The following is a 20159-nucleotide window of genomic DNA, read 5'->3' as shown; positions in this document are numbered from 1 at the left end:
CCGGGCCGTGCCCGGCGGGCGCGTGCTCCAGGGCCGCACCCGCACCGACCGGCCCCTCCCGACCGGCACCAGGACGACCGGCACCAGGACGACCGACCCCACGCCGACGGAGACCGACCCCACGGACCCCGCACCGCAAGGTCCTACGCTGTCGGCATGACCCACAACGAGCGCGAGATCCACAACCCCGCCGAGTTCGACGCGGTCATCGCGCGCGGGTCCCTCCTCGGGTACAGGATCCAGTCGGTCGACCTGACCGACCGCACCTTCGCACTGCTCTCCACCCCCACCACCGGCGCCGTCTTCCTCGGCTGCACGCTGCAGCCCGAGGCCGCCGCCAAGGTCCGCGCCGACGGGGCGCTCGTCTTCCCGCCCGTGCCGGATCTGCCGTTCGACCCGTACCGGGCCCTGCTCTACTCCCCCGCCGAACTGTTCGACCGCGTCGAGGACGAGGGGTACGAAGCGACCCCGGACTTCCTCGCGTACGACTGGTTCCAGCGGACGAAGGCCGACGGCGACATCTTCGCGTCGATGCTCCGCTCCATCCACGACGACGCGATCTCCGACGCCCTCGACGAGCTCCTCCGCGGCGCCCGGGTCGTCGGCGTCATGGGCGGGCACGCGATGGGCCGCGGCACCGACGCGTACGCCGGAGCGGCCCGGCTCGGCCGCGCCCTGAGCCGTACCGGACTCACCGTGGCGACCGGCGGCGGCCCCGGCGCGATGGAGGCGGCGAACCTGGGCGCGTACACCGCGCCCCTCGCCGACGACGTCCTCGACGAGGCGCTCGAGCTCCTCGCCAAGTCTCCTTCGTTCACGCCGTCCGTCACCGACTGGGCGCGTGCCGCGTTCGACGTACGGGCCCGCTGGCCGAAGGGCGGCGACTCGGTCGGCATCCCGACCTGGTTCTACGGCCACGAGCCCCCGAACCCGTTCGCCGGTCACATCGCCAAGTACTTCGCCAACGCCACCCGCGAGGACGGGCTGCTCGCCCGGTGCAACGCCGGCGTGATCTTCCTGCCGGGGGCGGCCGGCACGGTCCAGGAGATCTTCGACAACACGACTCCGAACTACTACGAGTCGCGGGGAGAGCCCACCCCGATGGTGCTGGTGAACAAGGAGCACTGGACGGAGCGGCTGCCCGCCTGGCCGCTGCTCCAGTCCCTCGCCGCCGACCGTCCGATGGCGGCCCGCGTCGCCCTGGTCGACTCGATCGACGAGGCCCCGGAGGCGCTCCAGGCCCTCCAAGGCCTCTGACGGGCCTGAGTGCCGCGCACCGGAGGCCCGCGGGCGCGTGAGGCAACTTCGACGGCCGATCCCACGTCTGGCAGTCCGTACCGCCGTACCCTCCGCACCGGCTGAACGGAACCACTCGTGCTCATAGGACTGCTGACCGCCGTCGCCGCCTCGATCTGTTACGGCACGGGCTCCGTGCTCCAGGCCGTCGGGTCGCGCAAGTCCGCCCGGCGCGAGGGGGCCGCGGCGGCGGCCGGACAGGTCACAGGGCGGGGCGGGCCGAGTCTGTCGTCGACCGCGAAGGCGGCGATGACCTGGCAGTTCGTCGTCGGCACGATCCTGGACTTCATCGGATTCGGCCTCGGCGCGCTCGCGGCGCGGCTGCTGCCGCTGTTCCTCTCGCAGACCGTGATCAGCGCGAATCTGGTCATCACGGCCGTCCTGAGCGTCCGGCTGCTGGGCATCCGGCTGACCCGTGCGGAGTGGACCTCGATCGGTGTGGTCTGCTCGGCGCTCGTGCTCCTTGCGAGCGCGGCGGGCCCGGAGGGCAGCGGGCACACGCCGCTCGCCACGCACTGGTGGCTGCTCGCGATCTCCCTGCTCCTGATGGTCGGCGGCACGGTTCTCGTACGGTTCCTGGGCGCGCGGGCGGCGATCCTGGCCGGTCTGCTCTCGGGGCTCGGCTTCGGCGCACTCGGCGTGGGCGTACGGATCCTGAACGGCGTCGACCCGTTCGACCTCACCGCGCTCCTCACCGACCCCGCGCTGTACGCGATCCTCGTCGCCGGGATCGGCGGCATGTACCTGCACACCGTCGCGCTGCAGATCGGCTCGGTGAACGGGGCGACGGCGGCGCTCGTGGTCGGCGAGACGGTGCTCCCCGGGATGATCGGAGTGTGGTGGCTGGGCGATGCCTCCCGCCCTGGCTTCGCCTGGCTGGCCGTCCTCGGCTTCGTCCTGGCCGTCATGGGCGCGGTCGCGGTGGCCTGGTTCGGCGCCCCGGAGACCCACGGGGGTGAGGACACGGCCGCCCCGGAGGCCGAAACAGGTCCCGCATGCGCGCGGGACGCCGAAGCCGCAGCCGCCCTCCGCTAGTCCCCCGCCAGGACCACGACCTCGTCCGCGGCGAACGTCACGCCCACCTCCGCGCCCTCCGCCGGCGCGTCGCGGAGAGTGCACTCCGCCTCCAGGGGCGGGCCTTCGGCCGGTCGGAGGAGGACGGCGACGTGGGTGCCGCGGAACGTGCGGGCCTCGACGGTGCACGCCAGGCCGTCCGCCGGGGCCCCGAGCCGGACCCCGTTCGGGCGTACGAGGATCTGCCTCGCGCCCTCGGACGATCCGTCCGGCACCGGGATCTTGCCCCACACGGTGTCGGCGGCCGCGCCGCTCACCGTCCCGGGCACCACGTTGTCGAAGCCGAGGAAGCGCGCCACGAACGCGGAGGCCGGCCGCTGCCAGACCTCCAGCGGTGTGCCGGTCTGGGCGATCCGCCCGTCCCGCATCACCACGACCCGGTCGGCGAGCGCGAAGGCCTCCCCCTGGTCGTGGGTGACGGCCAGCACCGTCGTGCCCAACCGCCCGAAGAGCCCGCGCAGTTCGACCACGAGCCGTTCCCGCAGGCCGCGGTCGAGCTGCCCGAGCGGCTCGTCCAGCATCAGCAGCCGGGGGCGCGGCGCGAGCGCGCGGGCGAGCGCCACGCGCTGCTGCTCACCGCCGGAGAGCGAGGCGACGGCCCGCCCGGAGGCCCCGGGCAGACCGACGAGCTCCAGCAGCTCCCGTACGCGTTCGTCCCGTTCGGCCCGCTCCACCCCGTGCATCCGCAGCCCGAAGGCGACATTGCCGCCCACGTCCCGCTGCGGGAAGAGCTGGTGGTCCTGGAACATCAGCCCGACACCGCGCCGGTGCACCGGCACCCCGGTCTGATCGGCGCCGCCGAGCAGAACACGCCCGTCGTCGAGCGCCTGGAGCCCGGAGACCGCCCGCAGCAGCGTGGACTTGCCGCTGCCGCTCGGCCCGAGCACGCACACGATCTCGTGGTCGGCCACCTCCAGGTCCACGGAGTCGAGCGCGGCCCGCTCCCCGAACCGTACGGTCGCCCGCTCGATCGTCAGCATCAGAACTCCCCGGAGGCGGTCCGGCCCGCGCGGAGCCGTTCGAGCAGCAGCAGGGACACCGCGCACACCACCATAAGAATCGTCGAAAGGGCCATTGCCTGGCCGTAGTTGAGCTCGCCCGGCCGGCCGAGCAGCCGGGCCACGGCGACGGGCAGGGTCGGGTTGTCGGGCCGGGCGATGAAGACGGTCGCGCCGAACTCGCCCAGGGAGACCGCGAAGGCGAACCCGGCCGCGATGAGCACCGCCCGCCGCACGAGCGGCAGATCGACCTCTCGCCAGGCCCGCAGCGGCGAGGCGCCGAGCACGGCGGCAGCCTCCCGCAGCCGTTCGTCGACCGCGCGCAGGACGGGCAGCATCGTCCGGACGACGAAGGGGACGCCGACCAGCGCCTGCGCGAGCGGTACGAGGATCCAGCTCGCCCGCAGGTCGAACGGCGGCTCGTCGAGCGTGATCAGGAAGCCGAAGCCGACGGTGACGGCGGAGACCCCGAGCGGCAGCATCAGCAGCGCGTCGAAGCCGCGCACCAGCCGTCCGGCCCGCCGGGTGAGGGCGGCGGCCGCGAGTCCGCCGATGACGAGGGCGAGGGCGGTGGCGACGACGGCGTACCGGAGGGAGTTCCCGATCGTGTCGGCCATGGGCACGAGGAACGTGCCAGAGGGGTCGACGGACTGCAGGGCCCGGTAGTAGTCGAGCCCGTATCCGTCCGAGGTGGCGAAGGACCGCTCGACGAGCACGGCGAGCGGGAGGACGAGGAGCAGCACGATGGAGACGAGGACGCCCCCGAAGAGCGTCCACTGGCCCAGCCCCTTGACCCGTCGCGCGGTCTGTTCGGGCGCGACGAGCTTCAGGGCCGTCTCCCGCCGCCGTACCGTCCGGGCGTGCACGGCGAGGACGACGCCGACGGCCACGAACTGGACCAGGGTGAGGACGGCGGCCGTCGTCAGGTCGAAGCGGTCGACCGTCTGCCGGTAGATCTCCGTCTCCAGGGTGGAGTACGCCGGTCCGCCGAGGATCTGGACGACGGCGAAGGAGCCGGCGGTGAAGAGGAACACCATGAGCGCGGCCGCGGCGACGGCCGGGGCGAGCGCCGGCAGGGTCACGGTCCGCCAGGCGGTGAACCGGGAGGCGCCGAGGACGCGGGCGGCCTCCTCCTGGCGCGGGTCGAGCTGCGCCCAGAGGCCGCCGACGGTCCTGACGACGACGGCGTAGTTGAAGAAGACGTGCGCGAGGAGGATCGCCCAGACGGTGGTGTCCAGGCGGACGCCCCACAGCTCGTCGAGCAGCCCGCCGCGCCCGACGAGCGCCAGGAAGGCCGTACCGACCATGACGGTCGGCATGACGAAGGGCACGGTGACGACCGCGCGCAGCAGCCCCTTGCCGGGGAAGTCGAAGCGCGCGAAGACGTATGCGCCGGGCAGCGCGATCAGCAGGGTCAGCGCGGTGGAGGCGAGCGCCTGCCACAGCGTGAACCAGAGGACGTCGAGGATCTCCGGCCGGCTCAGGGTCTCGCCGAACCGGTCGAACCGCCAGGTGCCGTCGGCCCGCAGCCCGCGCTCGACGATCGAGGCGACGGGCCAGGCGAAGAAGAGCGCGAAGAAGGCGACGGGCACGGCCATCAGGCCGAGCCGCGCCGCGCTTCCCCGCACGTCGCGTCGGCGAACACCGCTGACGCGGCTTTCGCGGTCTACTTCAGGACGAGCGAGGACCACGACTGGATCCACTGGTCACGCTTCTCGGCGATCTTCTCGGGCGCCATGGTCTGCGGCTTGTCGATCACCTCGCCGTGCTGCGTGAACAGCGCGGGCAGCTGGGCGCCCTCGGTCACCGGGTTGACGAACATCTGCAGCGGCATGTCTTCCTGGAACTTCTTGGAGATCAGGAAGTCGATCAGCGCCTTGCCGCCCTCGGGATTCTTCGCCCCGTTCAGCAGTCCGGCGAACTCGATCTGCCGGAAGCAGGTGCCGGTGGAGACGCCGGTGGGCGCGTCCTTCGGCTGCGGCTCGGAGTAGAGGACCTCGACGGGCGGGCTGGAGGCGTACGAGACGACCAGAGGCCGGTCGCCCTTGGCCTTCTGGCCGCCTGCCGAGCCGGAGAACTCCTGGTTGTAGGCGAGCTCCCAGCTGTCGACGGTCTTCACGCCGTTGGCCTTGAGCTTCTTCCAGTAGTCCTGCCAGCCGTCGTCGCCGTACTGCGCGGCGGTGCCGAGGAGGAAGCCGAGGCCGGGGGAGGACTTCTCGGGGTTCTCGACCACGAGCAGGTCCTTGTACTCCGGCTTGGCCAGGTCGTCGAAGGTCTGCGGGGGCGCGATCTTCTTGTCGGCGAAGTACTTCTTGTCGTAGTTGACGCAGATGTCGCCGGTGTCGATCGGGGTGACGCGGTGCTCCTTGTCGAGCTTCGCCTCTGCCGCGACGGCGTCCAGGCCCTTCGCCTCGTACGACTCGAAGATCCCGTTGTCGAGCGCGCGGGACAGCAGGGTGTTGTCGACGCCGAAGAAGACGTCGCCCTGCGGGGAGCCCTTGGTCAGGATCTCCTTGTTGACGGCCACGCCGGCGTCGCCGCTCTTGAGGACCTTGACGGTGAAACCGGTCTGCTTGGTGAACTCCGCCAGGACCTCCTTGGAGGCGTTGAAGGAGTCGTGACTCACGAGGGTCACGGTCTTCGGCGCGGGCTCACCGCTCTTGCCCGCCGCGTCCCGGGTGTCCTCGGTACCGCATGCGGCGAGCGTGGTGACGCCCAGCGCTGCGGCGATCGCCGCGGCGACCATCTTCTTGGTGCTCACTGAAAATTCCTCCTGGGTGTGACCAGGAAGAGACGCGGCCCTGCCCACCGGGAAGGCGGGCAGGGCGCAACAGCTCGAGTTGCGACCGAACTTCCTACCCAGAATGACCTGGGCGAGGTTCAGAGGGTCTGCGGTCCGATGACCGCACTCTCAGCGCTGTGGCGCTCCCCTGTCGGAATATGGAGATGTGTTCGAGCACAGACTACAAGGTCAGCGCTCCGACGCCGCGAGCTGTCCACAGGCGCCGTCGATCTCCTGCCCGCGGGTGTCACGAACGGTGACCGGGACACCGTGGGCGGCGATGGCCTCGACGAAGGCCTTCTCGTCCTCGGGCCGGGACGCGGTCCACTTCGAGCCGGGCGTCGGGTTCAGCGGAATCAGGTTCACATGGACCCTCTTCCCCTTGAGCAGCCGCCCGAGGAGGTCGCCGCGCCAGGCCTGGTCGTTGATGTCGCGGATCAGGGCGTACTCGATCGAGATCCGGCGGCCGGACTTCTCGGCGTACTCCCAGGCGGCGTCGAGGACCTCGCGGACCTTCCAGCGCGTGTTGACGGGCACGAGGGTGTCGCGCAGCTCGTCGTCGGGCGCGTGCAGCGAGACGGCGAGCCGGCACTTGAAGCCCTCGTCGGCGAAGCGCAGCATCGCGGGCACGAGGCCGACGGTGGAGACGGTGATGCCGCGCTGCGACAGCCCGAGCCCGTCCGGCTCGGGGTCGGTGAGCCGGCGGATGGCGCCGACGACGCGCTTGTAGTTGGCGAGCGGCTCGCCCATGCCCATGAAGACGATGTTGCTGAGCCGCGCGGGCCCGCCGGGGACCTCGCCGTCGCGCAGGGCGCGCATCCCGTCGACGATCTGGTGCACGATCTCGGCGGTCGACAGGTTGCGGTCGAGCCCGGCCTGCCCGGTGGCGCAGAACGGGCAGTTCATCCCGCAGCCGGCCTGTGAGGAGATGCACATGGTGACCCGGTCCGGGTAGCGCATGAGCACGGACTCGACGAGCGTGCCGTCGTGCAGCTTCCACAGGGTCTTACGGGTGGTGTCGTCGTCGCAGGAGATGTGCCGGACCACGGACATCAGGTCGGGCAGCAGCTCCCCCTGCAGCTTCTCGCGGGAGGCTGCGGGGATGTCGGTCCACTCGGCGGGATCGTGGGCGTACCGCGCGAAGTAGTGGGTGGACAGCTGCTTGGCGCGGAACGGCTTCTCGCCGATCGCGGCAACGGCCTCCTTGCGCTCTGCGGGCGTGAGGTCGGCAAGGTGCCGCGGCGGCTTCTTGGCTCCGCGGGGGGCGACGAAAGTAAGTTCTCCGGGCTTGGGCATGGTGGTACCAGTGTCGCAGACCGAACCCTGTGGCCTGGGGCGGAAGCGGTAGGAGGCGGTCGTTCCGGGTCGTCGCAGGCCGTCGCACCTGGAGGGCGGACGGGCCCGGGGCGGCTCGGGGTCTCTCCCTCGGCGCCCCTGCCCGCCGGGCGAAACCCCAGATCAGCACGGCCGGCAGCCCGAGTGCGCCGCATCGGTGGAGGCTCGCCGACCTCACTGCCGCCCCGGGCAGCGCTCAGTCGAGGATGCCGAGGTCGGAGTCGGGTCGGCAGATTTCGCACGCCCGGATCCCGCCCTCGGTGAGCGCGCGGCGGGCTTCGTCGCTGCTGAGCGGCCGCTTCTGCGGGCCAGCGAGCCTGCAGTCGCCGATGTGGACGCTGTCCGCGACGGGGCGGCCGCCCTCACGCAGGTAGGAGATCACCCACCCCGGCCCCTGCGGCAGCACCCGGACCGGGCGCATCGCCGCCTCGCGGGTCTCGACCTCGGCTATGCGGGCCCGGACCCGGTCCAGGGACAGCACGAGCCAGCACTCCAGGGTCCGGAGCCGTGGCAGGTCGGGCGGGAGTTCGGACATCGCTCACGCCATCTCGGCGAGGGCCCGCTCGGGCTTCCGGAGCGCGGCCACGTCTGCCTGGTGGGCCCGGCACATGCAGGGGGCGGTCATGGCGCTCTTCCTCGGGGGTCAGGCGGGGCGACGGCGGTGCCGAAGCAGCGTGGGTCGCGGCTTGCGAGAATATTCGAACACATGAGCTACTAAAAGTATGAGGCACCACGCGTTCCCCGACGACCTCGTATCCGCCCAGCGTTCCTGGGCCGCGACGTACGAGGCGCTCTCCCGGCCCGGCGCCACGGCCACCACCCGGCTGCGCCGCCGCCTGCTGCGGCTGTCGACGTCCGCGTACTTCCACCCCTACTGGACCCGCCCCCGCCCGGCCGCCGGGCGGGCGGAGCTCGCGGGTCTGGTCCGTGCCGAGCGCGAGCGCACGGGGGACGCGGCATGACCGGGCCGTCGCCGTCACACACCCTCCGGCACATCCGGTGCCGGCCGGGCACCTCCCCGGAGGACTACCGGCACGCCCTGGGCCTCCTCGCCGGGATGACACCGCTCGTCCAGCGCCTCCCGCCCACGGCCGGGCTCGCGCGGGTCAAGGGCTCACGCGAACTGTTCGGTGTGTCCGCCGGCGCGCTACCCACCGGTTCCGCGTCCGGACCCTGTTCCAGGTCGGCATCGACGCCCGCATCGGCGTCGCCGACACCTGGGCCGCCGCCACCGCCGCCCCGCCTCCGTCCGCGTCCGCCCCTCCGGTCCGCCCCTTCGGCGTGCTCGACCTGCCCGACCCACTCGCCGACCGGACGCGACAGCCTTTCAGGGCGCACTGATCCGGTCAGCGCGCACGGATCCGGCGCCTCGCTCTGATCGCCGAAGACCTCCGTACGGCCCACGAAGGGCCCGGCACCCAGCTCTCCCTCGACCACGCCCGCGAGAACCGGCTGCGCCTGGAGCCGGTCCTCGATCGCATCAACGCCGTATACGGCCGCCGCCTCGCCGGCCCGCCGGCGCCTACCGACAGGCCGGCTGACCGAACGAGACGGCCGGGACCAAGTCGCGGACGGGGCGTCGCCACACCGTGGCGCCGCCCCGCAGTGCGTGTCCGCCGTCCGATACGGCGATGACTACCCGGGCGGACGCAGGAAGGTGATCTGCTTCCAGTCCGGGGCGAAACTCCCTTCGTCCAGAACGGTCACGTCCTTCAGGACGTTGTTGCTGTCGACGGAACCGATGCATCCGCGCCCGGACTCTCCTCCGTAGTACAGGATTCGATCGCCGCTGAGTCCGGCGATCTGCGCCCAGTCCGGGGCGAACGCCCCCTCGGAGTAGATGGTCACGTCGTGGAATTTGTTGTCGGCGTCGATGGCGCCGATGCATCCGCGCCCGCCCTCGCCGTAGAACAGGATTCGATTTCCACTGAGTCCGGTGATCTGCTTCCAGTCCGGGGCGAATGCACCAGGCTCGAAGAAGGTGAGGGCCTGCGGAGCGTTGTGGTCGGGGATGCTGAAGAGCCAGGAGCGCTCGTCCGATCCCCCGTAGAACAGGACGCGATCGCCGCTGAATGTGGCGACCTCCGTGAACCCCGGGGTGAAAACACCCTCGGGGGGCTCGGGGAAGGCAACGACGTCCTGGAGGACGTTGTTGTCGTCGATGGAGCCGATGCATGCGCGCCCGGACGCTCCTGCGTAGTACAGGATTCGGTCGCCACTGAGTGCGGTGATCAGTGTCCAATCCGATGCGAAGGTCCCCTCCTCCAGAACAGTCACGTCCTGGAGGAGGTTGTCGGCGTCGATGGAACCGATGCATCCGCGCCCGGACTCCCCGTAGTACAGGATGCGATCTGACATCACGTCGCCTTTCTGGACTGCGTCTCGGCTGTGCTGATCTCCAGACGAAACGCGTTGGTTCGAGGCCCAGTTCGGGTGATGGTCCATGACCTGCACCTTGCCGTCGGAGCGATGCCTCGTCGGCCGCATGAGGGAAGGTGCAATTTCGGTCGCATGGCAGGAAGGGCAGGCGGCGGGAGCGAAACGCACTGGAATCGCTGGAACTTGAACAGCTCACACTTCTCCGCCGGGCATCGGCCCCTGCCGAGGACTACTGACCGCAGCCGACGCGGCCTCGTTCCGCGCGCCGCCGTTCTGCGAGTGGGGAGACCGCCCCGGTTCCGGTGGCCGACATCAAACCCTCTTTCAATTATGGGCACGATGTTTAGAAGTGCGCGAGTCGGGTCGCCGCAACTTGAGAGCGCAACTAACCCTGAAATGCGGTCAGTCCACCGATGCCGGGTGACGACCGGACGTCCCGAGATGAAGCACGTTCACTGTCCGAGAAAGGCCGAGACGGTCTGCCCGATCACCGCACCGCCCCGTCAGGAGTGGCTGACGGGGCCGGGATCGGCCTCGCCTAGGCCACCGTCAGGGCCGGGGCGTGCCGGGCTGGGTCGAGGGGATGCGTGAGGTGAAGAACAGCGCCAGGACCGAGGACAGGGCGAGGATCGCCAGGGCCCCCCGCAGGCCGTCCAGACGGGCTGCCGCGTTCGCGTCCAGCGCCGCCCGGGTCACCTCCTCCGACGTGCCCGCCTCGTCGAGCGCCGTCGTGAGCTGGGCGTCCGACAGGAACGGGACGCCGCTCTGGAGTTCCACGGCGGCCCGGTTCTTGACGTCGGCCGGGATCGCCGGGTCCTGCTCGACGCTCGCCAGGAACGACGACGTGAGCGCGGCGATCAGGAGCGATCCGGCGAGCGCCGTACCGATCGAGGCGCCGAGGTTGGTGACGGCGTTCTGCACACCGCCGACCTCCGCGCTCCGGCTGTCGGGAACGGCGGACACCGTCACCGAACCGAGCTGCGAGGCCAGCGCGCCCATGCCCAGCCCGATCAGCAGGAGTGGGACGGTGACGACCTCCGCACCGGCGTCGGCGTCGAGCGCGGCCATCAGGACGACCGCGCCCGCGAGCAGCGCGAGCACCCCGAGCCGTACCACCCGCCGCGGCGAGACCTCCGGGAGGAACCGGGGGATCAGGAGCGCCGCCGCCAGCAGCGTCAGCGAGAGCGGCAGGATCCGCGCCCCGGTCGCGAGCGCGGACAGGCCCAGGGCGACGGACAGGTAGAGCGGGACGACGAAGAACACGCCCATCTGCACGAGGTACTGGAAGAAGAACATCGTCAGACCGCCGGTGAGCTGCCTGTTCCGCAGCATCGCCGGGTCGACGAGCGGCTCCCGGCCGCGCGCCGCGAGCCGCGCCTCCCAGCGGAGGAAGAGCCACACCAGGAGCAGGCCCACCAGCATCGCCCACACGACCATCGAGACACCGAGCCACGAAGGTGCCTCCGGCTTCGGCCGGAACCAGCCCCATTCGTCCGAGCGGAGCACGCCGTAGACGAAGATCCCGAGCCCGAGCGCGGACAGTGCCGCTCCGACGAGGTCGATCCGCGAACGTTCCTCACCCACGGCGTCGGCGATGCGGCGCGCGAACACCAGGATGACGAGCACCACCAGGACCTCACCGGCGAAGACCCAGCGCCAGGAGAAGTACGTCGTGGCGACTCCCCCGATCAGGGGCCCCAGAGCGATGGCCACCGCCCCGGCGGCCGCCACGATCCCGTAGGCCGCGGGGCGACGCTCCGTGGCGAAGTTGCCGGCCACCAGGGCCACGATCGCGGGCATGATGAGCGCCGCCCCCACCCCTTCGAGGAACGACCAGCCGAACAGCAGCACGGGAAGGTTCGGCGCCAGCGCCGTGGTCAGCGAGCCGCAGCCGTAGACGACGCAGCCGATCATGAACGCGCGCTTACGGCCGATCAGCGCCCCGACCTTGCCCCCGGGGATCATGAACATCGCCATCACGAGCGTGTACGCGGTGATGGCGCCCTGGATCCCGGTGACCGTCGTCCCCACGTCGTCGGCGACCGTCGCGATGGACACATTCATGACGGAACTGTCCAGCGCCATCAGGAACTGACCGGCCGCGAGCGTCAACAGAACGAGTCGTGCCCCCGCCGGACCTTCCGCGCTTCCACCCCTGGGTGCCATGGCCGCATCGTGCCAACGACGCCGCCGAGCGGGCCGAGACCCGCCGTCGCCGTCCACCGCATGGCGGCACCACCGCCCCGCGTGCCGCCCGCCCGGCCGCCGCCGACGGCGGCGGCACCCCGCTAGCCGACCGCGCCGACGCCCGGGATGTTCCAGGCCTTGCGGAAGCGCTCCAGCAGGAGACGCGCTCCTGCCGGTGAGACGCCGAGTTCGAGGCGGGCCTCGGCGAGGCGCTGGAGGTCTCCGTCAGGGCCGGCGCTCCTGATGACCGGGCCCGCGGGAAACTCCTCCCGCCCGGTGAAGAAGTCGATCAGCGTCAGGACGAAGTCGCTGTACGCCGTGAGCTCGTCCCAGTGCCCGTGGCGGTCGTCCGGTCCCGCGGTACCGGCACCGCCCCCGGCAGCCGTCGCGGCGTCGAACAGTCGCTGGACGGCCTCCCGCGCGCGTACCGCGTCGTGGCCGTCGTCCGGCCTGGGGGCCTCGGCGTCGTTCGGGTTGTTCGCGTCGTTCGCGTCGTAGGGCCGCAGCCGCAGGATCGTCGAGCGGATCTCGTCGAGGCGGGCCGCCCAGTCCGGCGAGCTCTCCGCACTGCCCATCAGAACCCGGAATCCCGCCAGCGTCTCCCTCAGCTCCTCGATCAGCAGCATCCCCGCGATGCGCCGCAGCCGCCCTTCTCCCGGTCCGAGCTGTTCGGGAATCATGACCATCCGGCGCGTGCAGCGGATCAGGTCCCGCGTGATGCCACCGGAGAGGCAGTGGGCGAGCGCGACGAAGGGGAGGGTCAGACCGGGCACCCGGTTCTGAATGATCTCGTTCGACTCGTCCAGGGTCCGCGGTTCGATGTGAACGACATCGTCCAGGGAACTGTCGATGACGTCACGGACCGGAATCCCTCGCCGAACGAATCCCGCGCCGACATCCTCGGCCACGGAGATGAGGAAGTAGACGTGCGGAATTCCGAAGACGGACTTGATCTCCGTCAGGAGCGAGCGCGCCTGTTCCGCGGTTCCGATCCGGTCGATCTCGTCGATGACGATCAGCACCCGCCGTGGGCTGTCCCCGGTCTCCGCGCCCCTTCATCCCCTCGCGCAGCATGTCGCCGAGTGTCGGCGTACACATGAAAGTGCTCACCGAGGTACGGCGCTACGTACCCATCCCCCGGGCTCTTGGCTGGCTGTTCAGGGCGCGTCGAAGAAGCGCACGCGCACTGCGAGGAGGTCACCCGACGCATCCAGATCGGCGGTCACCGGGAAGAACCCGTCGCCCCAGCTCGTCATCGCGCACAGCACCCGGGCGTCACCGAGTTCCACGGTTCCGGCCTCGACGTGCGAAGCACGTACTTCGCGCATGATCTGCCAGTGGTGTGAGTGCGGTCGGAAGTCCACCGCCATGCGCCGTCCGCCCTCGTCCTTCCATCTCGACAGGGCGAGTGCTCTGTCGAATGCCTCCGAGACAGGCAGGGCAGTCCATCCGTGAACACCGTCCTCGCCGGGCTCGCCCAGTTCGGGCGCGGAGAACGCCACGGCCGCTTCGTCCGCCGCGGCGCCCCAGAACGCCACATCGGCCAGGCCGTCCACCGGCTCATCGTGCTGCCAGGTGTTCAGGGCGTCGACATCACCGAAGAGGACACGTGCCCAGTCCACGCCGATGTCACCCAAGGACACCGATGTCGCCACCTGGCCCTCATTCATCCGGATCGAGATCTCGGACCAGCGTTCCCCGGCACCGTCGCCGTGGGCGACCCGTGTAGCCAGCACGGGCAGATACCGATCTCGGGGTACGCCACCGACGGCGACGACGGGAACCCCGAACATCGAGAAGCCGCCACCGCCCTCGCGGCCTGTCCGGACGGCCCGGTGGGCATGTGCCTCCCGAACCTGCAGGGCCTCAAGCCGGGCGTCAAGACCGGCGGACCGGCAGTGTTCGCCGAAAGCCGCCTTGAAGACGGGAGCCTGCGAGGCCGGGATGTCATGAAGCCGGGAGCCCGGCTGCCGGTCAAAGGTCCGAACGGCTTCGGAGGCGTCCGGGCCGGTGACCACGAAGTCGACGGCACCCGTGACGTCGGCCGCCATCGCAGCGTCCTCGATACCCAAGGAAGCCGGATCGATGTCCGCCGGCGACCGGTCCCCGCTCCACAGCCCCAGGTGACCACCGTCGATGAGCACCAGGGTGCCGGACGGGCAACTGACGGCCCCCAGCTCGAACATCTCTTCCATGGCGCGCGAGTCTACGGCCACCCGGCAAGTCGTCCGCGGGCGGATAGCTCAGCTGCCGCGCGGCCGCTGGGACCCCAGTTCTGCGTAGCCGGGGTGTGCACGTTTCCGCGTACCGACCTGTGCACTTTCACGCGAACGCCGACACCGAGCGGCGCGAGCGCGATGACGAGCAGCGTGCCCGCCGCCAGCAGACGCACCGAGAGCAGCGCCAGATGGCGCAGCCGCTTCAGGAGGTGCTTCCGCAGCTTCACCAGGAACATCGACGAGGAATCGACCGCATGCCCGTGCAGCGCGAGAAATTCCTCGCAGACCCTCTGGAACAGCGAGAGCAGAAATTCCTGGGGAACGTACGCGGCCGGAATCTCGACCGGCACCACCAGATGGTCGGGTTCCCAGTTCCGCGTCACCGACTTGAGCAGCGTGGACTTCCCCACCCCGCGCGGCCCGGATATCGCGATGGTCCCGCCGGCCATCAAGGCCATCCTCGCGGCGAGGCCCTGCACTCCCGGTGGGGGACCACATACCGCGGATCGTGGACCTCGATGAGTCCCAGAAGGTCGGGGGTGACGAGCAGATCGTCGTGCTCCTCCCTGATGAGGCGCCGGAGCGTCGGCCGTACCTGGGCGGCGAGCGCCTCCGGCAGGCACTCCTCCCACCGGCGTCGCAGGAACGTGGCCTGCATCCGTAAAGTAGCCAGCCAGACCGGCGTCACCATCCGCCGGGCCGCACCGAGGCGTTCGTACTGGGCCACGGCCTGGTCGAACTGCTCGACGGCGCTCTGGTAGTCGTCGTACTCCCTGGCGCCCCAGGCTCGCACTCGTTCCACGACCCACGGTCCGTGGAATTCGGCGGCGAGACGCCGCTCGTCGATCCCCGTCACGTACCGCTGACCCAGATACCCCCGGAGGACGACGTCCTCGCGGAAGAGTCTGCGGACGGCGTCCTGGTAGACCGACTCGTCCTCGGGACGGCTCCAGACCGCTCCGGCTGCCCCCGGCTCCCCCACCGTTCCTCCCCCGCGTCCCCGTCCTCCCCGCCAGCCGCGACTGTAGGTCACGCGAGGCGCCCACGTCCCACGTCGCGGGCATCAGGCGCACGAGGGCACGACGCACGAGGGGCCCGTCGCTCGTGAGCGACGGGCCCCTCGTGAGGGAGCGTGAAGATCAGGTCGTACCGACGAAGAGCACCAGCAGCAGCCAGACCACCGGCGCCGTCGGCAGCAGCGAGTCCAGGCGGTCCATGATGCCGCCGTGGCCCGGAAGCAAGGTGCCCATGTCCTTGATGCCGAGGTCGCGCTTGATCATCGACTCGCCGAGGTCACCGAGCGTCGCGCTCGCCGCCACCGCCAGGCCGAGCAGCAGGCCCTGCCACCACGAGCCGCCGTCGATCAGGAACTCCATGCACAGCGCGCCCGCCGCCATCGCGAACGTCACCGCTCCGACCAGGCCCTCACGGGTCTTGCCGGGGCTGATCCGCGGAGCCAGCTTGTGCTTGCCGAAACGCCAGCCGATCGCGTAGGCGCCGGTGTCGCTGACGACGGTGAGCAGCAGGAACGTGAGCACCCGCTCCGCGCCGTCGTCGGCCGTGAGCATCAGTGCCACGAACGTCGCCAGGAACGGCACGTAGAACGCGGCGAAGACGCCCGCCGTGACGTCCTTCAGATAGCCCTCGGGCCGCTCCGTCATCCGCCACACCAGCACCGCGAGCGCCGTCAGGGCCATGGCGACCCAGGCCCCCTCGGCGCCACGGACGTAGCCGGCCACGACCATCGCCGCACCGCCGACCGCCAGCGGGACGAGCGGCGCCTTGATGCCCTTGCGCTCCTGGAGGCGGGAGGTGAGCTCCCACAGACCGACCACGACGGCGACCGCTATGACGCCGACGAACGCGGCCTTCCAGATGAAGAGCGACGCGATGATGACCGCGCCCAGCCCGACCCCGACACCTATGGCAGCGCCCAGATCGCGCCCCGCGTTCTTCTTCTGCGGGGCAGGAGGCTGGGACGGGCTGGACATGGGCTCCTGCGGGTGCTCGTTCGGCGTCTCGTCACGGAACAGGGGACCGCTCGGCTGAGCGGCCCCCCGGTCGTGGTCGTCCTGGTGATCGCCGGCGGGGACGTCGGGCACGATGGGCATGGGCCGAGTCTGCGCCGCCTGCAGCCCATCGTATGCGGGACCCGCCGGGGCAGGCCCCTGGTCGGGCCCCCAGTAGCCGGAACCGGCCGGGGCCCCCCAGGAAGAGTCGTTCATCAGACCTCGAGCAGCTCGGCTTCCTTGTGCTTGAGCAGCTCGTCCACCTGCGCGACGTACTTCGCGGTGGTGTCGTCGAGCTCCTTCTCGCCGCGGCGGCCCTCGTCCTCGCCGACCTCGCCGTCCTTGACCAGCTTGTCGATGGTCTCCTTGGCCTTGCGGCGGACGGACCGGATGGAGATCTTGGAGTCCTCGGCCTTGCTCTTGGCGACCTTGATGTACTCCCGGCGGCGCTCCTCGGTCAGCTCCGGGAACACCACACGGATGATGTTGCCGTCGTTGCTCGGGTTGACGCCGAGGTCCGAGTCACGGATCGCCTGCTCGATGTTGCGCAGCGCGCTCTTGTCGAACGGGGTCACGACCGCCATGCGCGGCTCGGGCACCGAGAACGACGCCAGCTGATTGATCGGCGTGATCGCACCGTAGTAGTCCGCCACGATCTTGTTGAACATCGCCGGGTGCGCACGCCCGGTGCGGATCGCGGCGAAGTCCTCCTTGGCGACCACGACGGCCTTCTCCATCTTCTCCTCGGCCTCGAGGAGGGTCTCTTCGATCACCACTTGCTCCTGCGTGTCGTCGCGTCTTGTCCTGCACGGTGTACGACCGGCAGGGCTCTGTCCATCCCCTCGCGGGGAGGTACCCGGTTCGAGCCGAGGCTCAGGCCCGGGTGCCCTGGTCGTTCACGAGAGTGCCGATCTTCTCACCCTTCACCGCGCGCGCGATATTGCCCTCGGCGAGCAGTTCGAAGACGAGGATCGGCAGCTTGTTGTCGCGGCACAGCGTGATGGCGGTGGCGTCGGCGACCTTGAGGTCGCGGGAGATGACCTCTCCGTACTCCAGCGCGTCGTACTTCACCGCGTCCGGGTTCTTCTTCGGGTCGGAGTCGTAGACCCCGTCGACGCCGTTCTTGCCCATGAGCAGGGCCTCGGCGTCGATCTCCAGGGCACGCTGGGCGGCCGTGGTGTCGGTGGAGAAGTACGGCATGCCCATACCGGCGCCGAAGATGACCACGCGGCCCTTCTCCAGGTGGCGCACGGCCCGCAGCGGGATGTACGGCTCCGCGACCTGGCCCATGGTGATGGCGGTCTGGACGCGGGAGTCGATGCCCTCCTTCTCCAGGAAGTCCTGGAGGGCGAGGCAGTTCATGACGGTGCCGAGCATGCCCATGTAGTCGGAACGGGCCCGGTCCATGCCGCGTACCTGCAGCTCGGCGCCGCGGAAGAAGTTGCCGCCGCCGATCACGACCGCGATCTCCGCCCCGTCGCGGACGACTGCGGCGATCTCGCGTGCGATCTTGTGCACGACGTCGGGGTCGACGCCGAGACCGCCGCCTCCGGCGAATGCCTCACCGGACAGCTTCAGCATGAAGCGGCCGGCCTTTTTGCCGTGGTTGTCGTCGCCCTGTACGGCGCTCTGGTTCATGGAGATCTCCTCGTGCACATACGACGAAGGCCATTGCCGGTGGGTCCTTGCGGTTTCCCCTGCGGCAATGGCCTCCTCGTCAGAACTGCGGTCGTCCTACGCGAGCGTGGGCGACTGCTTCAGACCCTACCCGGGCCCGGTGTCCGTCGCGTACGGACTCAGATGCCGACCTTGATGCGCGTGAAGCGCTTCAGGGTGACACCGGCCTCGTCCAGGATCTGCTGGACGGACTTCTTGTTGTCCAGCGCGTACGGCTGGCCGAGCAGCGTGGCGTCCTTGAAGAAGCCGTTCACGCGACCCTCGACGATCTTCGGGAGCGCGGCCTCGGGCTTGCCCTCGGCGCGGGTGGTCTCCTCGGCGACGCGACGCTCGGTCTCGACGACCTCGGCCGGAACGTCCTCACGGGTGAGGTACTTCGGCGCGAAGGCGGCGATGTGCTGCGCGACACCCTTCGCGACCTCGGCGTTCTCCTTGTCGAACTCGACGAGAACACCGATCTGCGGGGGCAGGTCGGGCATGGTGCGGTGCATGTAGGCCGAGACGAAGCCGTCGGCGTACTGCGCGAAGCGGTCGAGAACGATCTTCTCGCCCAGGTTGGCGTTGGCCTCGTCGACGTACGCCTGGACCGTCTTGCCGGGCTCGATCTCGGAGGCGAGCAGCGCCTCCAGGTCGGCCGGGGCGGTGGCGGCGACGTGGGCGGCGAGCGCGTTGGCGACAGCCTGGAACTTGTCACCCTTGGCGACGAAGTCCGTCTCGCACTTCAGCTCGACGAGGACACCGGAGGTGTTGTCGTCGGCGATGAGGGAGACGACGGCGCCGTTCTCGGCAGAGCGGCCCTCGCGCTTGGCGACGCCCTTCTGGCCCTTGATGCGCAGGGCCTCGACGGCCTTGTCGACGTTGCCGTCGGCCTCGTCCAGAGCCTTCTTGCAGTCCATCATGCCGGCGCCGGTGAGCTCACGGAGCTTCTTGACGTCAGCGGCGGTGTAGTTCGCCATGAGTCTGAGTTTCTCTCTCGAAGTCTGAAAGATCTACGGGTGGACGGCGGGGGCTTCGTGGGCCCCCGCCGTCGACATCCGATACAACCAACCGGACCTGACCTGTGAAGGTCGGGTCGTGGGTCAGGCCTGCTCGGCCTCGGCGGCCGGAGCCTCGACAGCCTCGGTGGCCTCGGTGGCGGTGGCAGCCTCGGCGTCGGCGACCTTCTCGGTCTCGGCAGAGGTCTGGACCTCGGCCTCGTCAGCCTTCTTCTCGCCCTCGAGGAGGTCGCGCTCCCACTCGGCGAGCGGCTCGCCGGCGGCCTTCTCGCCCGGCTTCGAGTCGCCGGTCGCGGCGCCGGAGCGGGCGATGAGGCCCTCGGCGACGGCGTCGGCGATCACGCGGGTGAGCAGGGTGACGGAGCGGATCGCGTCGTCGTTGCCCGGGATCTTGTAGTCGACCTCGTCGGGGTCGCAGTTGGTGTCGAGGATCGCGACGACCGGGATGTGGAGCTTGCGCGCCTCACCGACGGCGATGTGCTCCTTCTTGGTGTCGACGATCCAGACGGCGCTCGGCACCTTCTGCATCTCGCGGATACCACCGAGGGTCTTCTCCAGCTTGGCCTTCTCGCGGGAGAGGACCAGGAGCTCCTTCTTGGTGAGACCCGAGGCGGCGACGTCCTCGAAGTCGATCTGCTCGAGCTCCTTGAGGCGCTGCAGACGCTTGTAGACGGTGGAGAAGTTGGTGAGCATGCCACCGAGCCAACGCTGGTTGACGTACGGCATGCCGACACGCGTCGCCTGCTCGGCGATGGCCTCCTGGGCCTGCTTCTTCGTACCGACGAACATGATGGAGCCGCCGTGGGCGACGGTCTCCTTGACGAACTCGTAGGCGCGGTCGATGTACGACAGCGACTGGAGCAGGTCGATGATGTAGATGCCGTTGCGCTCGGTGAAGATGAAGCGCTTCATCTTCGGGTTCCAGCGACGGGTCTGGTGACCGAAGTGGACGCCGCTCTCAAGCAGCTCCCGCATCGTGACGACGGCCATGGCCGTATCTCCTTGTGTTTCTCGGTTATGTCCTGACACCCCGGCGCGCCGTGCCGCAAGGGACCGAAAGGCGCTGCCACGACCGGTGAGGGTTGTGTGGCGGGGCGTGCGAAGTCGACCCGGTGACCCGGATCGCCATAGGAAGTGTACGGGACCCCGGGGGCGCCGGGTGACGGCGCTGTCCACAACCGGCGGGTATTCCACAGATATCAACCATG

19 protein-coding genes and 1 riboswitch are annotated in these 20159 nt (G+C 70.1%); of the genes, 3 read left to right on the top strand and 16 right to left on the bottom strand.

Annotated elements, in window-relative coordinates:
• The first annotated feature begins 156 nt into the window (after window positions 1–156).
• Together ACFY8U_RS25625 and ACFY8U_RS25620 are read left to right on the top strand one after the other, a co-directional pair.
• Complete coding sequence (locus ACFY8U_RS25625) at window positions 157–1257, top strand: LOG family protein (RefSeq protein ID WP_389573970.1); 1101 nt, start codon at window positions 157–159, stop codon at window positions 1255–1257.
• Window positions 1258–1374: 117 nt separating this feature from the next.
• Window positions 1375–2331 carry a hypothetical protein gene (locus ACFY8U_RS25620; protein WP_389573967.1) on the top strand — a complete coding sequence of 319 codons (957 nt, stop codon included), beginning with the start codon at window positions 1375–1377 and terminating at the stop codon, window positions 2329–2331.
• Here ACFY8U_RS25620 and ACFY8U_RS25615 read toward each other — a convergent pair.
• From ACFY8U_RS25615 to ACFY8U_RS25595, 5 genes are all read right to left on the bottom strand, one after another.
• Window positions 2328–3350 (bottom strand): ABC transporter ATP-binding protein, encoded by a 1023-nt coding sequence (locus ACFY8U_RS25615; RefSeq protein WP_389573964.1) that lies wholly within the window; start codon window positions 3348–3350, stop codon window positions 2328–2330. The genes ACFY8U_RS25620 and ACFY8U_RS25615 overlap by 4 nt on opposite strands.
• Window positions 3350–4966, bottom strand: a complete 1617-nt coding sequence (locus tag ACFY8U_RS25610) for an ABC transporter permease (RefSeq protein WP_389573961.1) — start codon at window positions 4964–4966, stop codon at window positions 3350–3352. The genes ACFY8U_RS25615 and ACFY8U_RS25610 overlap by 1 nt, the downstream gene beginning before the upstream one ends.
• A 68-nt stretch (window positions 4967–5034) precedes the next feature.
• A complete protein-coding gene (locus ACFY8U_RS25605; protein ID WP_389574179.1) occupies window positions 5035–6114 on the bottom strand; it encodes a thiamine ABC transporter substrate binding subunit in 1080 nt (359 codons plus the stop codon).
• An 88-nt stretch (window positions 6115–6202) separates the two neighbouring features.
• A riboswitch (TPP riboswitch) is annotated at window positions 6203–6310 on the bottom strand.
• A gap of 29 nt (window positions 6311–6339) precedes the next feature.
• Complete coding sequence (gene rlmN / locus ACFY8U_RS25600; protein ID WP_361603639.1) at window positions 6340–7446, bottom strand: 23S rRNA (adenine(2503)-C(2))-methyltransferase RlmN; 1107 nt, start codon at window positions 7444–7446, stop codon at window positions 6340–6342.
• A 235-nt stretch (window positions 7447–7681) separates the two neighbouring features.
• Entirely contained in the window at window positions 7682–8020 is a 339-nt protein-coding gene (locus ACFY8U_RS25595) for a DUF6233 domain-containing protein (protein ID WP_389573957.1), read from the bottom strand.
• 187 nt (window positions 8021–8207) lie between these two features.
• Between ACFY8U_RS25595 and ACFY8U_RS25590 the strand changes: the two genes are divergently transcribed.
• Window positions 8208–8447: a hypothetical protein gene (locus ACFY8U_RS25590; protein WP_389573954.1), complete on the top strand. Its 240-nt coding sequence runs from the start codon at window positions 8208–8210 to the stop codon at window positions 8445–8447.
• 673 nt (window positions 8448–9120) lie between these two features.
• Here the strand turns inward: ACFY8U_RS25590 and ACFY8U_RS25585 are convergent.
• From ACFY8U_RS25585 to rpsB, 11 genes are all read right to left on the bottom strand, one after another.
• On the bottom strand, window positions 9121–9930 hold the full coding sequence (locus ACFY8U_RS25585) for a hypothetical protein (protein WP_389573951.1): 810 nt from the start codon (window positions 9928–9930) through the stop codon (window positions 9121–9123).
• A gap of 483 nt (window positions 9931–10413) precedes the next feature.
• Entirely contained in the window at window positions 10414–12030 is a 1617-nt protein-coding gene (locus ACFY8U_RS25580) for an MFS transporter (RefSeq protein ID WP_389573947.1), read from the bottom strand.
• Between the two features lie 122 nt (window positions 12031–12152).
• The gene (locus ACFY8U_RS25575) at window positions 12153–13073 is read right to left on the bottom strand and encodes a hypothetical protein (protein WP_389573944.1); all 921 of its coding nucleotides are present in this window, start codon (window positions 13071–13073) and stop codon (window positions 12153–12155) included.
• 135 nt (window positions 13074–13208) lie between these two features.
• Window positions 13209–14246 carry a hypothetical protein gene (locus tag ACFY8U_RS25570; RefSeq protein WP_389573942.1) on the bottom strand — a complete coding sequence of 346 codons (1038 nt, stop codon included), beginning with the start codon at window positions 14244–14246 and terminating at the stop codon, window positions 13209–13211.
• Window positions 14247–14257: 11 nt separating this feature from the next.
• On the bottom strand, window positions 14258–14719 hold the full coding sequence (locus ACFY8U_RS25565) for a hypothetical protein (protein WP_389573939.1): 462 nt from the start codon (window positions 14717–14719) through the stop codon (window positions 14258–14260).
• Window positions 14719–15252, bottom strand: a complete 534-nt coding sequence (locus ACFY8U_RS25560) for a hypothetical protein (protein ID WP_389573936.1) — start codon at window positions 15250–15252, stop codon at window positions 14719–14721. The genes ACFY8U_RS25565 and ACFY8U_RS25560 overlap by 1 nt, the downstream gene beginning before the upstream one ends.
• A gap of 157 nt (window positions 15253–15409) precedes the next feature.
• On the bottom strand, window positions 15410–16495 hold the full coding sequence (locus ACFY8U_RS25555) for a phosphatidate cytidylyltransferase (protein WP_361434474.1): 1086 nt from the start codon (window positions 16493–16495) through the stop codon (window positions 15410–15412).
• Window positions 16495–17052 carry a ribosome recycling factor gene (gene frr, locus ACFY8U_RS25550; protein WP_137993093.1) on the bottom strand — a complete coding sequence of 186 codons (558 nt, stop codon included), beginning with the start codon at window positions 17050–17052 and terminating at the stop codon, window positions 16495–16497. The genes ACFY8U_RS25555 and frr overlap by 1 nt, the downstream gene beginning before the upstream one ends.
• 100 nt (window positions 17053–17152) lie before the next feature.
• Entirely contained in the window at window positions 17153–17917 is a 765-nt protein-coding gene (pyrH, locus tag ACFY8U_RS25545; RefSeq protein WP_352191873.1) for a UMP kinase, read from the bottom strand.
• Between the two features lie 158 nt (window positions 17918–18075).
• Window positions 18076–18912 (bottom strand): translation elongation factor Ts, encoded by an 837-nt coding sequence (gene tsf, locus ACFY8U_RS25540; protein WP_361434475.1) that lies wholly within the window; start codon window positions 18910–18912, stop codon window positions 18076–18078.
• A 123-nt stretch (window positions 18913–19035) separates the two neighbouring features.
• A complete protein-coding gene (rpsB, locus tag ACFY8U_RS25535) occupies window positions 19036–19941 on the bottom strand; it encodes a 30S ribosomal protein S2 (RefSeq protein ID WP_361434476.1) in 906 nt (301 codons plus the stop codon).
• Window positions 19942–20159: the final 218 nt, after the last annotated feature.

The organism is Streptomyces sp. NPDC012508, from assembly GCF_042902595.1.
Taxonomy (GTDB): Bacteria; Actinomycetota; Actinomycetes; order Streptomycetales; family Streptomycetaceae; genus Streptomyces.
The sequence above is the reverse complement of the archived record's forward strand: the minus strand, read 5'-3'. Positions and strand labels throughout refer to the sequence as shown.

Bases quoted from the DNA above. Each gene is read 5' to 3' on its own strand.
- ACFY8U_RS25625 (WP_389573970.1), top strand. From the start codon at position 157: ATGACCCACAACGAGCGCGAGATCCACAACCCCGCCGAGTTCGACGCG.
- ACFY8U_RS25615 (WP_389573964.1), bottom strand. From the start codon at position 3,350: ATGCTGACGATCGAGCGGGCGACCGTACGGTTCGGGGAGCGGGCCGCG.
- ACFY8U_RS25610 (WP_389573961.1), bottom strand. From the start codon at position 4,966: ATGGCCGTGCCCGTCGCCTTCTTCGCGCTCTTCTTCGCCTGGCCCGTC.
- ACFY8U_RS25605 (WP_389574179.1), bottom strand. From the start codon at position 6,114: ATGGTCGCCGCGGCGATCGCCGCAGCGCTGGGCGTCACCACGCTCGCC.
- rlmN (WP_361603639.1), bottom strand. From the start codon at position 7,446: ATGCCCAAGCCCGGAGAACTTACTTTCGTCGCCCCCCGCGGAGCCAAG.
- ACFY8U_RS25595 (WP_389573957.1), bottom strand. From the start codon at position 8,020: ATGTCCGAACTCCCGCCCGACCTGCCACGGCTCCGGACCCTGGAGTGC.
- ACFY8U_RS25590 (WP_389573954.1), top strand. From the start codon at position 8,208: ATGAGGCACCACGCGTTCCCCGACGACCTCGTATCCGCCCAGCGTTCC.
- ACFY8U_RS25585 (WP_389573951.1), bottom strand. From the start codon at position 9,930: ATGGACCATCACCCGAACTGGGCCTCGAACCAACGCGTTTCGTCTGGA.
- ACFY8U_RS25580 (WP_389573947.1), bottom strand. From the start codon at position 12,030: ATGGCACCCAGGGGTGGAAGCGCGGAAGGTCCGGCGGGGGCACGACTC.
- ACFY8U_RS25570 (WP_389573942.1), bottom strand. From the start codon at position 14,246: ATGGAAGAGATGTTCGAGCTGGGGGCCGTCAGTTGCCCGTCCGGCACC.
- ACFY8U_RS25565 (WP_389573939.1), bottom strand. From the start codon at position 14,719: ATGGCCGGCGGGACCATCGCGATATCCGGGCCGCGCGGGGTGGGGAAG.
- ACFY8U_RS25555 (WP_361434474.1), bottom strand. From the start codon at position 16,495: ATGAACGACTCTTCCTGGGGGGCCCCGGCCGGTTCCGGCTACTGGGGG.
- pyrH (WP_352191873.1), bottom strand. From the start codon at position 17,917: ATGAACCAGAGCGCCGTACAGGGCGACGACAACCACGGCAAAAAGGCC.
- tsf (WP_361434475.1), bottom strand. From the start codon at position 18,912: ATGGCGAACTACACCGCCGCTGACGTCAAGAAGCTCCGTGAGCTCACC.
- rpsB (WP_361434476.1), bottom strand. From the start codon at position 19,941: ATGGCCGTCGTCACGATGCGGGAGCTGCTTGAGAGCGGCGTCCACTTC.